The organism is Ilumatobacter sp., assembly GCF_049588435.1.
Lineage (GTDB): Bacteria > Actinomycetota > Acidimicrobiia > Acidimicrobiales > Ilumatobacteraceae > Ilumatobacter_A.
Map to the genome: position 1 here is coordinate 1 of NZ_JBAVYV010000192.1, position 15,448 is coordinate 15,448.

General features: G+C 67.4%; 17 protein-coding genes. 8 read left to right on the forward strand and 9 right to left on the reverse strand.

Annotated features, from left to right (window positions below):
- On the forward strand, positions 1-437 hold a 437-nt coding region (locus tag WBV89_RS06965; RefSeq protein ID WP_423980607.1), incomplete at its 5' end, for an electron transfer flavoprotein subunit alpha/FixB family protein.
- A 99-nt stretch (positions 438-536) separates the two neighbouring features.
- On the opposite strand, the gene WBV89_RS06970 is transcribed toward WBV89_RS06965, so the two are convergent.
- From WBV89_RS06970 to WBV89_RS07000, 7 genes are all read right to left on the reverse strand, one after another.
- Entirely contained in the window at positions 537-1,487 is a 951-nt protein-coding gene (locus WBV89_RS06970; protein WP_423980608.1) for an SMP-30/gluconolactonase/LRE family protein, read from the reverse strand.
- 54 nt (positions 1,488-1,541) lie between these two features.
- Entirely contained in the window at positions 1,542-2,201 is a 660-nt protein-coding gene (locus tag WBV89_RS06975) for a MauE/DoxX family redox-associated membrane protein (RefSeq protein WP_423980610.1), read from the reverse strand.
- Positions 2,202-2,278: 77 nt separating this feature from the next.
- Positions 2,279-3,280 carry a hypothetical protein gene (locus WBV89_RS06980; RefSeq protein ID WP_423980611.1) on the reverse strand — a complete coding sequence of 334 codons (1,002 nt, stop codon included), beginning with the start codon at positions 3,278-3,280 and terminating at the stop codon, positions 2,279-2,281.
- Between the two features lie 53 nt (positions 3,281-3,333).
- On the reverse strand, positions 3,334-4,194 hold the full coding sequence (locus WBV89_RS06985; RefSeq protein WP_423980612.1) for a 50S ribosomal protein L11 methyltransferase: 861 nt from the start codon (positions 4,192-4,194) through the stop codon (positions 3,334-3,336).
- 21 nt (positions 4,195-4,215) lie between these two features.
- Positions 4,216-5,010: an SCO1664 family protein gene (locus tag WBV89_RS06990; protein ID WP_423980613.1), complete on the reverse strand. Its 795-nt coding sequence runs from the start codon at positions 5,008-5,010 to the stop codon at positions 4,216-4,218.
- A 3-nt stretch (positions 5,011-5,013) separates the two neighbouring features.
- Entirely contained in the window at positions 5,014-5,520 is a 507-nt protein-coding gene (locus tag WBV89_RS06995; protein WP_423980614.1) for a DUF3090 domain-containing protein, read from the reverse strand.
- Positions 5,521-5,538: 18 nt separating this feature from the next.
- On the reverse strand, positions 5,539-6,258 hold the full coding sequence (locus WBV89_RS07000; protein ID WP_423980615.1) for an MSMEG_4193 family putative phosphomutase: 720 nt from the start codon (positions 6,256-6,258) through the stop codon (positions 5,539-5,541).
- A 29-nt stretch (positions 6,259-6,287) separates the two neighbouring features.
- Here WBV89_RS07000 and WBV89_RS07005 point away from each other — a divergent pair, with 29 nt between their 5' ends.
- A complete protein-coding gene (locus tag WBV89_RS07005) occupies positions 6,288-6,953 on the forward strand; it encodes a uracil-DNA glycosylase (RefSeq protein WP_423980616.1) in 666 nt (221 codons plus the stop codon).
- 239 nt (positions 6,954-7,192) lie between these two features.
- Here the strand turns inward: WBV89_RS07005 and WBV89_RS07010 are convergent, their stop codons facing one another.
- Entirely contained in the window at positions 7,193-8,125 is a 933-nt protein-coding gene (locus tag WBV89_RS07010; protein ID WP_423980617.1) for an alpha/beta hydrolase, read from the reverse strand.
- Positions 8,126-8,156: 31 nt separating this feature from the next.
- On the opposite strand from WBV89_RS07010, the gene WBV89_RS07015 reads away from it, so the two are divergent.
- Positions 8,157-8,486: a hypothetical protein gene (locus tag WBV89_RS07015; protein WP_423980618.1), complete on the forward strand. Its 330-nt coding sequence runs from the start codon at positions 8,157-8,159 to the stop codon at positions 8,484-8,486.
- A 47-nt stretch (positions 8,487-8,533) separates the two neighbouring features.
- On the opposite strand, the gene WBV89_RS07020 is transcribed toward WBV89_RS07015, so the two are convergent.
- The gene (locus WBV89_RS07020; RefSeq protein WP_423980619.1) at positions 8,534-9,790 is read right to left on the reverse strand and encodes a Coenzyme F420 hydrogenase/dehydrogenase, beta subunit C-terminal domain; all 1,257 of its coding nucleotides are present in this window, start codon (positions 9,788-9,790) and stop codon (positions 8,534-8,536) included.
- 88 nt (positions 9,791-9,878) lie between these two features.
- Between WBV89_RS07020 and WBV89_RS07025 the strand changes: the two genes are divergently transcribed.
- The 5 genes from WBV89_RS07025 to WBV89_RS07045 all read left to right on the forward strand — a co-directional run.
- Positions 9,879-11,252 (forward strand): M20/M25/M40 family metallo-hydrolase, encoded by a 1,374-nt coding sequence (locus WBV89_RS07025; RefSeq protein WP_423980620.1) that lies wholly within the window; start codon positions 9,879-9,881, stop codon positions 11,250-11,252.
- A 48-nt stretch (positions 11,253-11,300) separates the two neighbouring features.
- Entirely contained in the window at positions 11,301-12,263 is a 963-nt protein-coding gene (locus WBV89_RS07030) for an alpha/beta hydrolase (RefSeq protein WP_423980621.1), read from the forward strand.
- A gap of 154 nt (positions 12,264-12,417) precedes the next feature.
- Positions 12,418-13,608 carry a TauD/TfdA family dioxygenase gene (locus WBV89_RS07035; RefSeq protein WP_423980622.1) on the forward strand — a complete coding sequence of 397 codons (1,191 nt, stop codon included), beginning with the start codon at positions 12,418-12,420 and terminating at the stop codon, positions 13,606-13,608.
- Entirely contained in the window at positions 13,605-14,495 is an 891-nt protein-coding gene (locus WBV89_RS07040) for a 3-keto-5-aminohexanoate cleavage protein (RefSeq protein WP_423980623.1), read from the forward strand. Before WBV89_RS07035 ends, WBV89_RS07040 begins: the two co-directional genes overlap by 4 nt.
- A partial coding sequence (locus WBV89_RS07045; RefSeq protein WP_423980624.1) for a 3-hydroxyacyl-CoA dehydrogenase NAD-binding domain-containing protein occupies positions 14,488-15,448 on the forward strand: 961 nt, incomplete at its 3' end. The genes WBV89_RS07040 and WBV89_RS07045, both read left to right, overlap by 8 nt.

Sequence of the window (15,448 nt, forward strand, 5' to 3'; positions counted from 1 at the left end):
ATCTGGGAGCAACCGGTGGGGCCACCGTCACCGCCGTGCACGTCGAAGAGACGTCCGGCCCGAAGCTCGACGAGGCCGCCGTGGTCGTGTCGGGTGGACGTGGACTCGGCGAAGCCGACAAGTTCGAGATGATCGAACAGCTGGCCAAGCAGCTCAAGGGTGCGCCCGGCGCATCGCGAGCGATCGTCGACGCCGGTTGGGTCCCCTACAGCTACCAGGTCGGCCAGACCGGCAAGGTCGTCAAGCCGACCGTCTACATCGCCGCCGGAATCTCCGGTGCGACGCAGCACATGGTGGGCATGAAGGGCTCCAAGAACATCATCGCGATCAACAAGGACAAGGAGGCACCGATCTTCGGTGTCGCCGACCTCGGCATCGTGGGTGACGTGCACAAGGTGCTCCCGCAGCTCCTCGAGGCGCTCAACGCCCGCAGCTGATCAGCTCAATCGAATCGATCGACGGCCGAGTCCTGCGGGGCTCGGCCGTTGTCGTTTTCGGATCGATCTGATCGATGGCCCCGGGTCGGGCCGAAACCGTCACTGGTGGGCGAGGCGGAGACCGGGCCGGGGCCAGGGGAACGACACGAGCGTGCCGGTGCTCGAACAGGTGACGTAGGCCGTGCGCAGATCGTCGCCACCGAAGCAGATGTTGGTGGTGAGGAGATCGCCGGTGGCGTAGTGCTCGACCTGGCTTCCGTCGGGCGAGATCGCCGTGATGCCGCCGTTGTAGATCGTCGCGACGCAGACCCAACCCTCACCGTCCACAGCGAGCGAATCGAGGAACTGCATCCCGGGAAGTCCGTAGAGCACGATCGACAGGTCCAGCGGGTTCGGCGGGACCAACTCGCCCGGGGCGCTGATCTCCCGCCGGAAGACTCGTCCCGTGTGGGTCTCGGCCCAGTAGACCGTGTCGTTGTCCGGCGACAGACCGATGCCGTTGGGTGAATCGGTGGGGTACACGACCTCGGTGACCCGGGTGCCGTCGGCGTGGGCGTAGTAGATCCCGGTCAGGTCGGCGGTGCGGTTCGCCCTGTCGCGAATACCGTGATCGGTGAACCAGAATCCGCCGTGACCGTCCATGACCAGGTCATTCGGACCGCGGAACGGCCGCCCGTCGCACTGCGTGTAGAGGTCGGTGACGACACCGGTCGTCACGTCCACCCGCTGGATGCGTCCACCGATGTAACGCGCCGGATCGAAATCACCCGGCAACGTGAGGTCGCCGAAGTGCACCGGACTGAACGAGCCACCGTTGTTGCAGAGGTAGATCGCGCCATCGGGTCCGACCGCGGCCCCGTTCGGTCCGCCCTCGATCTCGGCGATCACGTCGCGGCTGCCGTCCGGGTGGATGCGGGTCAGTCGTGGCCCGAACATCTCCACGAGCACGATCGATCCGTCCGGCATCGCGATCGGCCCTTCGGGAAACTGCAGCCCGGTGGCGATCTCGGTCAACTCGGGAGTGAACTGGCGGACGACAGGTGATGCCATCGGTGCATGTTGCCAAACGTGCCGCAATCTGCCGGTACCGGGATGTCGTCGTGCTCAGTGGTTCCGATGAGCGAGGTGTCCCGCGGCGAGTGTCGTCACGGCAGCGATCACGCACAGGGTGCTCAGCATGAGCGCGGGGTCGTCGACCACCCGGCTCGGTTCGATCGTGCGTGCGAACGGAGCGAACAGGGCTGCGGGGATCAGCCACGCCACCGCTCGGTGATTCGCCACCGCTTCACGGATCGGACGGCTCAGCGAGAACAGCAGTGCCATCTCCATGACGAGGTAGAACGCAGATGGATTGACCGCGCCGGCCATCGTGAAACAGACGTTGAGCAGCACGCCGGCCCAGAGCGCGCGGGCCACCCAGCGATTCGTGGCGAGACACGCGGCGATGACGAGCTGCATCGCGACCACGAGCCAGGCGACGAGCGGTGCGAGCGGTGTGAGGACCCCGTCCGAGAACCACACGAACCAGGGCAGCATCTGCGGACGTTGCTGCTCGAGGAAGTCGAGGAGATGATCGCCGGACCACCACGTCGGATCGATCACCTTCTCGATCCCGGCGCGCAGCCAGCCGGTGGCGAGGAAGATCTGGAGCGGCACCACGAGTCCCAGAACGCGATGTCGTCCGAACGAGCGCGATCGGGATGTCGCCCGGTCGGACGTCACGGTCGATCGGGTCGCGTCGGTTCCGGAGAGCGTGGCGGTCATGAGGAGGCATGCTCACGGCCCGTCGTGAGGCCTGCCCCAACGATTCGACAGGATTGTCGAAGGATCCGCGCCGATCGTCAGTCGCTGTCCTGGGCGGTGATCGCCCAGGCGACGTTCTCGGACGGATCGGCGATCGCAAGCTGCAACGACCACCCGATCTCCGGCTCGAAGGCGTTCCAGCGGAACCATCGGAACTCGTTCGCGAGCACACCGAGTTGGTCGGGATCGATCGGCCACTCGTCGAGCAGGTCGCCGAGTGCAGTGAGGAGCCACCATGCGCCGAACCGGCCCGCAGCTGCGCCTCGGCGTCGGCCGTGTGCGCCGCCGCTCGCTCCCGCCCACGCGGTCCAGGCGATGGCCTCGCCCGGATCGAGTTCGCAGATCCGTGCCCGTCGAACCCCGAGCGCGCCGAGGGCGGCGTCGATGTCGCCGACGACACAGACCGACTCGGCCCGCCCGTTCGATGCGGTCACCCATGGCTCGACCAGCTGGCGCAGCGCCAGTTCGACGTCGTCATCGAGGGTCTCGGCATCGGAGACCGGCACGAGATCGACCCAGTCGGTCGGCAGGTCGGGAAGCGGGAACTCGGCTCCGCCGTCCTCGTACGTGGCCACCGCGTACGTCGGTTCCCACGCCTGGAGCGTCGTCGGGATGTCGAGCACGTCGGCGAGATCGGGTTCGTCGATCGGCTCGCCGCGGATCACCCGTTCGTGCGCGACGAACGACGCGCGCGGACCGGGTTCGAGCTGTTCGGCGAGGTCACCCCAGGAGTGACGTTGCGCGGCGACCTCGGTCAGCGGACCGATCGTGAACCGCCCCGAGAGACCATCGCGCTCGTCGAGCACCGCGGCCACGAACTCGGGATCGGCGTGCAGTGCGAGCCGGTACTCGGCGAGCGTGGCGGCGGGCCAGAGCTGACGCCCGGTCTCCACCGCCTGACGACTGCGATCGCGGACGCGGAGGACGCCGGCCCAGTCGTGTGCCGAGCAGCGATCGTCGACCATCCGGACGAGACCATCGAGGTCGGCTCGATGGATGAGCCCGTCGAGGCTGTCGTCGCTCACGTGCTCCTCGAACATTCGTCGCAGTGTGTCACGAACACCGTCCCACCGCGTCGAGGACACGATGTCCGTCAGCGCAGGATGATCGACACCCAGCCGTCGTGTTCGAGCGAACGCACGGGAGCGAGCGGTTGCAACGCGTCGAGCACGTGGTCGTGCCGGTCGGCGAGGATCCCACTGATCACCAGCGATCCGCCGGGGCGCACCAGGCGCCGGAGGTCGCCGGCCATCGACACGAGCACGGGGGCGAGAATGTTCGCCATGACGATGTCGAACGTACCGGTGACGTCGGCGACGGGTGTGGTGTCGACGACGATCGAGCCGTCCACGCCGTTCAACTCCATGTTCCGTCGGGTGGCGGCGACCGCGGCATCGGCGATGTCGATCGCACGGATGGTCGGCACCCCCAGCTGTGCGCCCAGTACGGCGAGCGCACCCGTGCCGCATCCCACGTCGAGCAGTCGATCGTGTGGGCCGGACGCCCGGTCGACCGAGTCGACCGAGTCGCGTGACCGGAGCAGTTCGGCGAGCAGCGCCATCGACGTACGCGTCGTCGGGTGATCGCCGAGACCGAACGCACTGCCCGGATCGATCACGGTCACCGTCGTCGCAGGGTCGTCCGGCTCGAACGGGAGGAGGGCCGCCGGGACCGAGACCATGCCGGGGGCGTACCACGTCGGTGACAGGAACTCGGCGGGCACCTGTGCGATCGCATCCTCGACGTCGCGCACGACGACCGCCCATGATGGATCGAGGGTGGCGAGTGCTCGGTCGATGGCGTCGACGTCGTTGCCGACCGATGTCGCGATCTCGACGACTCCGTTTCCGCCAGCGGTCTCACTGACCGCCTGCACGCCCCACTGCCACATCCGATCGGTGACGAGCTCCGCGAGGTCCTCGGTGACGGTGACGACGATCGTGCGCGTGGACATCGGTGGCTCCTCGACCGTGACCTAGACCAGCGGCCAGGGGTAGCGGCGCCCGGTGGGATCGGTCGGGAAGCGGCGTTCCTCGACCATCCACGCAGCTCGACCCTGGATCGCTTCGACCTCGCCGTCGGCGAGCAGCGCCGCGACATCCAGTGGAACCCTGTCGACGATGCGGTTCGCCGCGTCGACGACGTGGTCGGGAAGTGGTTCGCCACCGAACTCCCAGATCACGGTCCGCAGCTTGAACTCCGGTGCGAAGCAGAGGCCGTGGTCGATTCCCCAGATGGTCGCCGCCGCATCATCCGACGCAGGGATCAGCAGACAGTGCCCGCTCTTGCGGTCGGTGTTGTTGGCCACGATGTCGAGCGCTGCCATGTCGCGCAACCGGTCGTGCAGCTCGGGCATCGTCTCGTAGATCGTGAAGTAGTGCTCGCGATGGTCGCCGACCACGAACCACTGGAACGATCCCTCACCGAGCGGACCGTCGCGCAGCACCGTCGGCGGGACGACGTGGAGCTTCATCGCCTCACTGAGTCGATACGCCGCCACCTCGCGCCGGTGCAGTCCAGGCTCGAAGTCCCACAGCGGGCGCTCGCCGCGCAGCGGTTTGTAGATCGCTGGATGGGTGTTGCCGTCGTGCGTGACGTGGACGAGGAACGTCGCATTCGAACTGTGCGGCATCCGTCCCTCGATCTCGACATCGCCGCGCAGCAGATGCTGGATCGGATCCGCCACGTCGTCGACCTGCAGCACCACACCTTCGGGTTCGTCGTGCAGGGGTTCGTCGTCGATCGGTCCGTCGTGGAATGGTTCGTCCACGCGTCAGTTCATCCTCGGGCAGGCGTGACCATCGGGGTCCATCGGATTCCCGCACCAGGTGCACTCCGCCCGACCCGACTCGATCACGTTGCTCGCCTGCTTGGCGAAGGCCGCCGCCTGCCCGCGGGTGATGTAGATCCGGACGTGGCCGCGGTTCTCGTCGTCGACCGGTTCGCCGTTCTCGTCGACCTCGCCGACCTCCTCGAGTTGCAGGAGTACCTTGTCGTTGGACCGGTCGTAGCCGAGACCGATCGGCCCGAGGACGAATACCGGCTCGACCGGAGCGGTGAGCTCCATCGCTCCCGCGATCGGGCGGTCCTCGGCGGGCGGGAGATCGGCGAGCACCTTGTCGAGGTACTGGGCGATCGCCGCTGCCTGCTGTTTCTCGCACTTCAACGCGATCCGGGAGCCCTCGGCGCGGATCTGGAGGAAGAACGTCCGGTCCCCGGGACGACCGACGGTCCCGACGGTGAACTTGTCGACGTCATCGAACTCGTGGAAGATGCTCATTCTCGGCGTCGTCTCCGATCAGGCCGGCCGCAGCTCGGTGAGTGGGCGGCCGGTGGAATTGACGGCCAGCACGATCGGACCGCCCGCATGCCACGTGAGCGCGCTCACCGAGGCGGGACTGATGACGATGCGCTGGAACAGGTCGATGTGGGTGCCGAGCGCATGCGCGACCGCCGCCTTGATCGTGTCGGCGTGGGACACGCACACGATCGTGTCGCCCGGGTGCTGGAGGCGCAGGCGGTCGAGCGTCGACACCATACGCGTCTGCATTTCGGTGAAGCTCTCGCCGTTCGGGAACCGGAACGTCGACGGGGCGCTCTGCACCGTCCGCCATTCGGGGAGCTTGTTGAGCTTCTTGAGTTCCTTGCCGGTCCAGTCGCCGAAATCGCATTCGAACAGACCGCGATCGACCTTGGTGCGCAGACCGAGCGCCTTCGAGATCGGGGCAGCGGTTTCCTTCGCCCGCTCGAGCGGCGACGAGTAGACCGCGGCCACCGAGCCGATCTCGGCGATGCGCTCTGCCGCGATCTCGGCCTGACGCCTGCCCTCGTCGGCGAGATGGAGTCCCGTGGCGCGGCCCGGGAGGACCTTTCCGGTCGTGGGGGTCTGGCCGTGACGCACGAGGAGAATCGTCGTCGGCTTCGGTCCGGTCGATCCCGAGCGCCGAGCAGCGGACTTCTTCGCAGCCCGCTTTCGGGTCGGGGTCGCAGCAGTGGAGGCGGGGGTCGCTTTGGTCATGGCCGTCATCGAATCTACTGTCGACTTCGGTGGGTGCCCTCGTCGAGATCGGAGCCGAGATCATCGAATGCCGCGCCTGCCCGCGACTCGTCGCGTGGCGTGAGCAGATCGCGCAGGACAAGCGGGCCGCATTTCGCGACGAGGAGTACTGGGGTCGGGCGATCACCGGATTCGGCGACGAGCGTGCGCGCATCGTGGTGCTCGGACTCGCCCCGGCGGCGCACGGAGCGAACCGGACCGGGCGGATGTTCACCGGGGATCGCAGCGGCGACTGGCTGTTCCGGGCGATGCATCGCGCCGGATTGGCCAACCAGGCCGAGTCGGTGTCGGCCGACGACGGTTTGGAGTTGACCGATGCGTGGGTCACCTCGGCGGTGAAGTGTGCGCCTCCCGACAACAAGCCGACTCCCGGCGAGCGCGACACCTGTGCCGGGTTCCTCCGGCGAGAACTCGTAGCGCTCGAGACGATGCGGGTGGTCGTGTGCCTCGGGACGTTCGGGTTCGACGCGGCGCTGCGCCACTTCGGCGTACGGCCGAAGCCGAAGTTCGGTCACGGCGTCGAAGTCGTGGTCGACGGCGGGCCGATCCTGCTCGGCTGTTACCACGTGAGCCAACAGAACACGTTCACCGGCCGGCTCACCGAACCCATGCTCGATGCGATCTTCTCCCGGGCCCTCACCCTCGCTCACCCCTGACCAGACAGCCACGAGCTGGGGAAATTTCGAGCAATCGTGACGCGGGTCGTCGCGATCACACGAAATTCCAGAGCTCCGCCCGCCCCCCGGGCAAATTTCGTGCCATCGGAACGCTGGGCGTCACGATCCGACCGAATTTCCTCGTGGCGGGTTCGGATGCGGGGTGGGGGTGGTCGGCTGCAGGGTGGGTTCGGATGGCGCGTGGCCGGCCGAAGGTCGCGGTTCGGGCGACGCGCTGGTCAGGCGGGCGGTGGATCCCGCTGGGCGAGGGCGTCGGCGAGGGATTGGGCGGCGAGGGCGAGGGCCGCGCGGGCGTCGCCGAGGTGGTGAGGCATCGAGAAGAACCCGTGGATCTGGCCCGGGAAGTGGACGTGGTGGGTCGCGACGCCGAGATCGGCGAGACGGTTCGCATAGGCGATTCCCTCATCGCGTAGCGGGTCGAAACCTGCCGTGATCACGAGGGCCGGAGGGTCCGACGACAACACGTCGTCGGCAGCGAGCATCGGCGACACGCGGGGGTCGTCTGCTGCGCCGTCATCGCCCGACAGGTAATGGTCGAGGAACCATCGCATCGACGACGCCGTGAGGAAGTACCCCTCGCCGTTCTCGTCGTAGCTCGCCGTGGTCATGCGGGCGTCGGTGAGGGGATAGACCAGGACCTGGAACACGAGCGGCGGCGGATCCGAGTGGCACACGACCGTTGCGAGATTCGCCCCCGCCGAATCCCCGCCGATCGCGATGCGGTCGGCATCGACGCCAAGTTCGCCGGCATGTTCGTGTGCCCATCGGGTCGCCTGGATGCAATCGTCCAGCGCCGCGGGAAATGGCCGCTCGGGAGCGAGACCGTAGGCAACGCTGAGAACGGCGTGCCCCGCGCGGCGTGCGAGTGCGTGGCAGATGTTGTCGTGGCTCGCGATGTCGCCGAGCACCCACCCGCCGCCGTGGAACCACAGGAGGAGGCCGGGTACCTCGTCGGCGGGTGCCGGACGGTAGAGGCGAACCGGCACCCCATCGGCATCGAGGTCGACCGTTTCGTGACATCGCTCGAGAATCGGCGCAGCGAACTCTGCCCGGGCGTCACGAGCGGCAACCGGTGGGAGCGAATCGAGCGGGGGAGCCCCGACCGCATCCATCAGGTCGAGAAGCGAGCGAGCCTCGGAGTTCAGCGGCATCGCCTCATCCTGGCAGTAGCCTCGACGCCCTGTGAAAGCGAACGCGACGACGAAGACATCCCCGCGCCCGGTCGGCAGGCAACGCGCTCGCCGCGGTGTCGCGGCTGCGGTGATCGGCCTGCTCGCACTCTCGGCGTGCACGTCCGACCCGGGCCCGAAGCGGGTCGCTCAGGACATCATCAAGGCCGAGTCGCTCGACAACCCCGAACTCGACGAAGAGTGCCTCCTCGACCAGCTCGACAACTACAGCAACGACGAGCTCGAGGCCATCTCCGAAGGTCTCCTGACGACCGGGCCGGACAAGGTCGAGGCCGAAGCGCAACTCGCCGAGTATCAGGCGAGTCTCGAAAGCTGTTCCTGATTCCCGAGTGACCGGGTCGGGCGATCAGATTCTGACCGCCCAACCGATCACGACGTCGGCGCCGGTTTCTCGTCGCTCGCAGGCTTTTCGTCGGTCGCCACGTCGGCTGCGGCCTTCTTCGCGACCGCCTTCTTCTTGGGCGGGGGGACTCCGACGGCGGGTGCGGCGTTGGCGTCCTTCGGCCAGCGACGTCGGCTGACGATCGACAGCAGTCGCAGGAGCCTCATCGCGGTCTCGTCGGTCTGGGCGGGCTTGGCCTCGATCACGCCGTCGGCGATCATCCGCTCGATGACCTCTTCACCGAGTTCGGTGCGCGCGATGGTCAGGGTCCAGTCGTTGTCTTCACCGATCCCGCCGGTCGCGATGTCGGAGTGTTCGGCGGCGAAGTCGGGGCACGTCGTGCATCCCTGACGGGTCCAGGCGTGGCATTCCTTGAGGTTGATCTCGTGGTACGAGCCGTCCTTCATCCAGATCTGGAACACGCCCTTGATGTTCATCTTGACCATGTCCTGCTTCTTCAGGCCGTACTTGGCCTCGAAGAGTTCTTCGAAGATCGCGTCGTCGAACGTCTTCGAACAGAGCAGGCCGATGTTGAAGATGAACGGCTTGGAGACCTTGCCGGCCTTGCGGTCCCACATCACCGGGGGCGACGACGTCTGACAGCCCATCCCGACCAGTGCGAGCCGCTCGAAACCGCGCGCGCGGGCCTCGGGCAGAGCGAGCGGGTTGGCACAGTACGTGTAGCGCGATCCGGCGGTGGCGAGGATCTCCTCTTTCGTCTCGACGACGACCGGCTTCGCCTTCCAGGCATCGTCGTCCTCGACACCGGACACCAGCGCGGCATCGATGTAGTCGTTCTCGCGCAACCAGATCAGCAGTGCGGAGACGAGGCCGCCGTCCTGGCCGTTCTCGTGGACGGTCTTGTCGCTGGCCCGGGTGAGGTAGAGCTGGCGCCAGATTCCGGCCATCTCGTCGGGCTCGCGCACCCGGCCGAACAGGTGCATGTCGGCAGCGGGCTCCCACGCTCGGAACCGCGGGCACGCCCGGGTGCAGGTCGTGCACCCCTTCTCGCCGTGGATGCAGTTGTCGAGGCCGAGTTCCTCCTCGATGTGGAACGGGATGTACTTGCCCTCCTCGTGCTCGTAGCCGATCACGTCGTGCGGGCAGGTGACGACGCACCCGGCGCACCCCGTGCACAGGTCGTTCGTGATGACCTCTGCGTAGAGCTCCTTCCACTGTGCCGTCCACCGACCTTCCTTGTCGGCGAGCAGCGAGGCTGGAACATCGGATTCGACCGTCGTCATGGGTGCGACTGTACGCGAGCGGTCGCGAGCAGGCTCAACCAGCGCTCGACGTCTCGTCGGACCGACATCTCCGATGTACGTTGCGGTGATGGGTCGACTGGACGAACGCTCGCTCGAGGGGATGACCGGCCGGACGGTCGAACTTCTCCAGACCATGATCCGCAACGAGTGTGTGAACGACGGGACGGCCGAGTCGGGTCACGAGTCGCGCAACGCCGACGTGCTCGAGCAGGTCATCGCCGGTCCCGGCGTGGACGTCGAGCGATTCGAGCCGATTCCCGGACGAGCGTCGATCGTGGGCCGCATCGCGGGTTCGGATCCCGACGCCCCGTCGCTGTGCTTGATGGGGCACACCGACGTCGTCCCGGTTCATCCCGAGGGGTGGCGGAACGATCCGTTCGGCGGCGAGTTGATCGACGGGGAGGTCTGGGGTCGCGGAGCGGTCGACATGTTGAACCTCACCGCGTCGATGGCGGTGGCGTTCCGTTCGCTCGCCGATGAAGCAGCGGCCGGACGGTTCCGGCCGACCGGGGATCTGATCTACTTCGGCGTCGCGGACGAGGAGTCCGGGAGCGCCTACGGAGCCCGCTGGATGGCCGAGCAGCATCCGGACGCGATCCGGGCCGACTACGTCCTCACCGAGAACGGTGGGCTGCACTCGGGACCCGCCGAGGCGCCCTTCGTCGCCGTCAACATCGCCGAGAAGGGGGTCGCGTGGCGGAGGCTGACCGTGCGTGGAACACCGGGTCACGGTTCGATGCCGTTCCGCAGCGACAACGCGCTCGTCAAGGCGGCGGGCGTCGTGCAACGCCTCGCCGACTACCGGCCGGCCCCGCGGTTCACCGAGCTCTGGCGGACCCGCGTCGACACGCTCGGGCTGCCCGACGACATGAAGGGCGAACTGCTCGACGAAGGATCGATCGACGAGTTCCTCGACGGGCTGGGTTCGGTGCCCGCCGCGGCGCACCTCCACGCATGTACGCACACCACCTTCTCCGCCAACCTGCTCGATGGGGGAGGGATGAAGACCAACGTCATCCCCGATCACGTGTCCATCAACGTCGACATCCGCACCCTTCCGGGGGACGGTCCCGACGAGGTCGATGCCCACCTGCGCGCCGCGCTGGGCGACCTCGCCGATCACGTCGAGGTCGAGATCCTGATGAACGACCAGGCGTCGATCTCGCCCGTCGACACCCCGCTCTGGGATGCGCTGGCACGCGGGGTGAACACTCCGTTCCCGACCGCTCGGCTGACGCCGCAACTGGTCGTGGGCTTCACCGACGCCCGCATCTATCGCGAGCTGGGGGCGGTCGCCTATGGCGCGGGGCTGTTCAGTCCCGAGCTCGACGCCGGAGACTTCGGGGCGCGCTTCCACGGGCACAACGAGCGCATCGACGTCGAGTCGCTCGCACTGACCACTCGTCTGTGGCACGACGTGTGCTCCGACTTCCTCGGCTGATCCGCGTCCGACGCCGGGGCCGTTGCGCGAATCTGCCAGCATCGGCGCATGACCACAGCGATCGACCTCGACAGCGCTCTCGACGAACGGTGCGCGGCAGTGTTGTCCGTCCTGCCACCGGACCTCATGGACCTGAGCGACATCCCCGCAGCCCGCGCCCGCCTCGAGGGACTCCTGGCGATGATGCCCGCACCGCCGCTTCCCGAGGATGTCGAGGTGACCGAGGCGTTCGCCCCGTCGCTCGACGGCGGGCCCGACGTCCGGCTCAAGGTGTACACGCCGGCAGAACTCGAGTCGGGTGCCGCGGCGATCCTCTGGATCCACGGTGGCGGGATGGTGCTGTTGAATGCCGATTCGGACGATTTCCTGTGCGCGACCCGAGCCTCGGCGCATCGCTGCGTCGTCGTGTCGGTCGACTACCGCCTCGCCCCGGAGACCCCGGCTCCCGGTTTGGTGGACGACTGTTTCGCCGGTCTGACCTGGATGGCCGGCAACGCCGACGAATTGGGGATCAGCCCGGATCGGATCATGATCGGGGGAGCGAGTGCCGGGGGCGGCCTGGCGGCCGGAACGGCATTGCGCGCTCGCGACGAGGGCGGGCCGGCGCTCGTCGGCCAGTTGCTCGTGTTCCCGATGCTGGACCATCGCAACGAGACCGCGAGCAGCCACGCGATCCAGGACCTGCGGGTCTGGAACCGTTCGGCGAACCTCGCCGCGTGGACGGCCTATCTCGGCGGAGCGGAACCGACCGTGTACTCGTCTCCGGCGATCGCCGACGATCTGGCGGGCCTTCCGCCGGCGCACATCAACGTCGGCACGTACGACATGTTCCACGACGAGGACGTCGCCTACGCAACCGCGTTGAACCGTGCCGGCGTCGCATGCGAACTCCACGTGTACCCGGGAGCGTTCCACGCGTCGAACGGGTTCCTCCCGGACCATCCGACGTCGGTGCGGTGGGTCGCGGACGAGAATTCGTTCATCGCGCGTTGCCTCTCCGGCGAGGCCTGAAACACCCCACGACCCGACCGCAACCGACCACGCCCGCGCCTCAGCGAACGCGTGAGGTGTGTGCGCCCGGGCGCCGCACAGACCTCACGCGAACGACGATGGGGCGTGGGCGAGCGGGTGATCGTGGCCGGGCGTGGGGCTACTCTCGCGAGGAGTGATCCTGACGCCGGACTTCGCGGACCACGCGTGGCGGTCGCTCACCTGCGCGTCGCTGGACGACGGGGTGGTCCGGGTCGCGTGGGGTGACGGGGTCGAGTTCGTCTGCCATCCCCTGTGGCTCTACGAGCAGACGGTCGGCCTCGAACCGCTCACTCGGGAGGGCACCGTCGAACCGGGTCAGCTTCCGCAGACAGCCGCGCTGCTCGAGGCGACGGTGGACAGCGACGGTGCACTCGATCTCGTCTGGGCCGATCATCCACGCTCGCGTGCACACCCGGGATGGTTGCGCGAGGTCGCGGACGGTGCTCACCTCCCAGATGCAGCGACCGGCGAGCCTGTGGCATGGACGACTGCCTCGATGCCGGTGCTCCCGACGTTCGACGGGTCGATCGTGCTCGACGACGAGCGAGTCCTCGAAGAGTGGTTGGCGACGTTGTGCACCGACGGGATCGGACGGCTGCGCGGGACTCCGGCATCAGACGAGTTCATGGCGGAGCTCGCAGGTCGCATCGGTCCGATCCGCGGGTCGAACTTCGGTGGCGTGTTCACCGTCGAGTCGATCGTGCAACCCGACTCGACGGCGAACACGGGCCTCGCCCTCGGCCAGCACACGGACCTTCCAACACGCGAGACTCCACCCGGTTTCCAGTTCCTGCACTGTGTCGAGAACTCGGTCAGCGGCGGTTTTTCGAGGATGGCTGACGGGCTCGCAGTGGTCGCCGAGCTGCGCGACCGGCATCCCGACGAGTACGACTCGCTGACGACCGATGAGTGGGTGTTCGCGAACCGTGCGCTCGATGGTGACCACCGGTGGATCGGCCCGATCATCGACCTCGGCGGCCCTCGGTCGCCGCTCACGATCCGCGCGTTCTATCCCGTGCGCCTCGCTCCCCACATGCCGATCGACGCCCAACAGCGGGCGTACGACGCGATGCGCGTGTTCTCCGCGATCGCACACGACGCTCGGTTCATGGTCACGTCGGCGTTCGAGCCTGGCGACCTCGTCGGTTTCGACAATCGACGGATTCTCCACGGTCGCGACGCGTTCGACGCGACGGCGGGCACGCGCCGTTTGCGTGGCTGCTACATCGATCGCGACGATGTCCACTCGCGTCTGCGCGTTCTCCGTCGTCACGGCACCGGCCGTGGCACCTCGTCGGCGTCATCCGAAAGTGGCATCACATGACCTCTGTCTTCATCACCTGCGCGGTCACCGGATCGGGCGACACGGTCGGGAAGTCCGATCGCGTGCCGTTCACGCCTGCCGCGATCGCCGAGGACTGCATCGGGGCGGCCAAGGCCGGAGCCGCCGTCGTCCACATCCACGTGCGCGACCCGATCACCGGCGCTCCTTCACGAAACGTCGAGTACTACGCCGAAGTCGTGGACCGCGTGCGGTCGTCGGACGTCGATGTCGTGATCAACCTCACCTCGGGCATGGGCGGGGACCTCACGTTCGGATCGGTGGAGCAACCGCTGCCGGTCGACGAAGTCGCCACCGACATGGCCGGAGCGACCGAACGTCTCGAGCACATCAGCACGCTGCGCCCCGAGATCACCACGCTCGACTGTGGCTCGATGAACTTCGGCGAGGGCGACTACGTGATGACGAACACGCCGGCCATGTTGCAGGAGATGGCCCGCCAGATCACCGAGCTGGGAGTGCGGCCGGAGATTGAGGCGTTCGACACCGGCCACCTGTGGCACGCGAAGTCCCTGGTGGAGGACGGTTGGATCGAGGATCCCGTCATGATCCAGCTCTGCATGGGGATTCCGTGGGGTGCGCCGGCGGACATCAACACGTTCATGGCGATGGTGAACAACGTCCCCGATTCGTGGACGTTCAGCGCATTCTCGATCGGCCGGATGCAACTGCAGTACGTGTCGCTCGCCGCCATTGCCGGCGGCAACGTGCGGGTTGGCCTGGAGGACAACCTCTACCTCGGACGCGGTGAACTGGCGACGAACGCGTCGCTGGTCGAACGCGCCGGTGAGATCCTCGGGGGGATGAACATCGGGCTGAAGTCTGCCGCTGACGTGCGCACCGAGTTGCAGCTGACGAAGCATGGCTGACGCTCCGGTCGAGAACGCAGGGGTGGTCGGGTGCGGTGTCATCGGTGCCGCCTGGGTCGCCCGGATGAGGCTGCGCGGCGTCGATGTGCGGGTGTTCGATCCGGCACCCGATGTCGCGATCGTTCTCGCCGATGTTGTTCGCCAGGCCGAGGTCGCGTGGCGCGGGCTCGGTCTCGCGACCGACCACATGGGCACGTTGACCATCTGTGACTCGATCGACGACGCGGTCGGTTCTGCCGAGCTCATCCAGGAGTGTGTCCCCGAACGTCTGGACCTCAAGCACGACACATTGTGCGCGATCGAAGCCGCATCGCCGACCGATGCCTTGGTCGCCTCGTCGACATCCGGGTTCAAACCGACCGATCTCGCAGTCGCGCTGGAACGGCCGGAGCGTTTTGTCGTCGCGCACCCGTTCAACCCGGTCTACCTCCTCCCGCTCGTCGAGATCGTCGGTGGGACGGACACGACGGCCGACACCATCGATCGGGCGATGGCACTCTACGCGGGCCTCGGGATGAAGCCGCTGCACGTGCGTGTGGAGATCGACGCGTTCATCGCCGACCGACTCCTCGAAGCGGTCTGGCGCGAGGCGCTCTGGCTGGTGCGCGACGGCGTCGCGACGACCGAGGAGATCGATGACTCGATTCGCTACGGGTTCGGACTCCGGTGGGCGCAGATGGGCCTGTTCGAGACCTATCGAACCGCCGGGGGAGCGGGCGGAATGCGCCATTTTCTCGGCCAGTTCGGTCCGGCTCTGGAATGGCCGTGGTCGAAGTTGACCGACACGCCGGAGTGGACCGATGAGCTGGTCGAGACGATCGCGAGCCAATCCGACGCCCAGTCGGGGGATCGGACGATCCCGGAATTGCTGGCCGAGCGGGACCGCAACCTCGTGGCGATCCTGCGTGCCCTCGAATCGGAGGATGCCGGTGCGGGGCGGACGATCGCCGAAC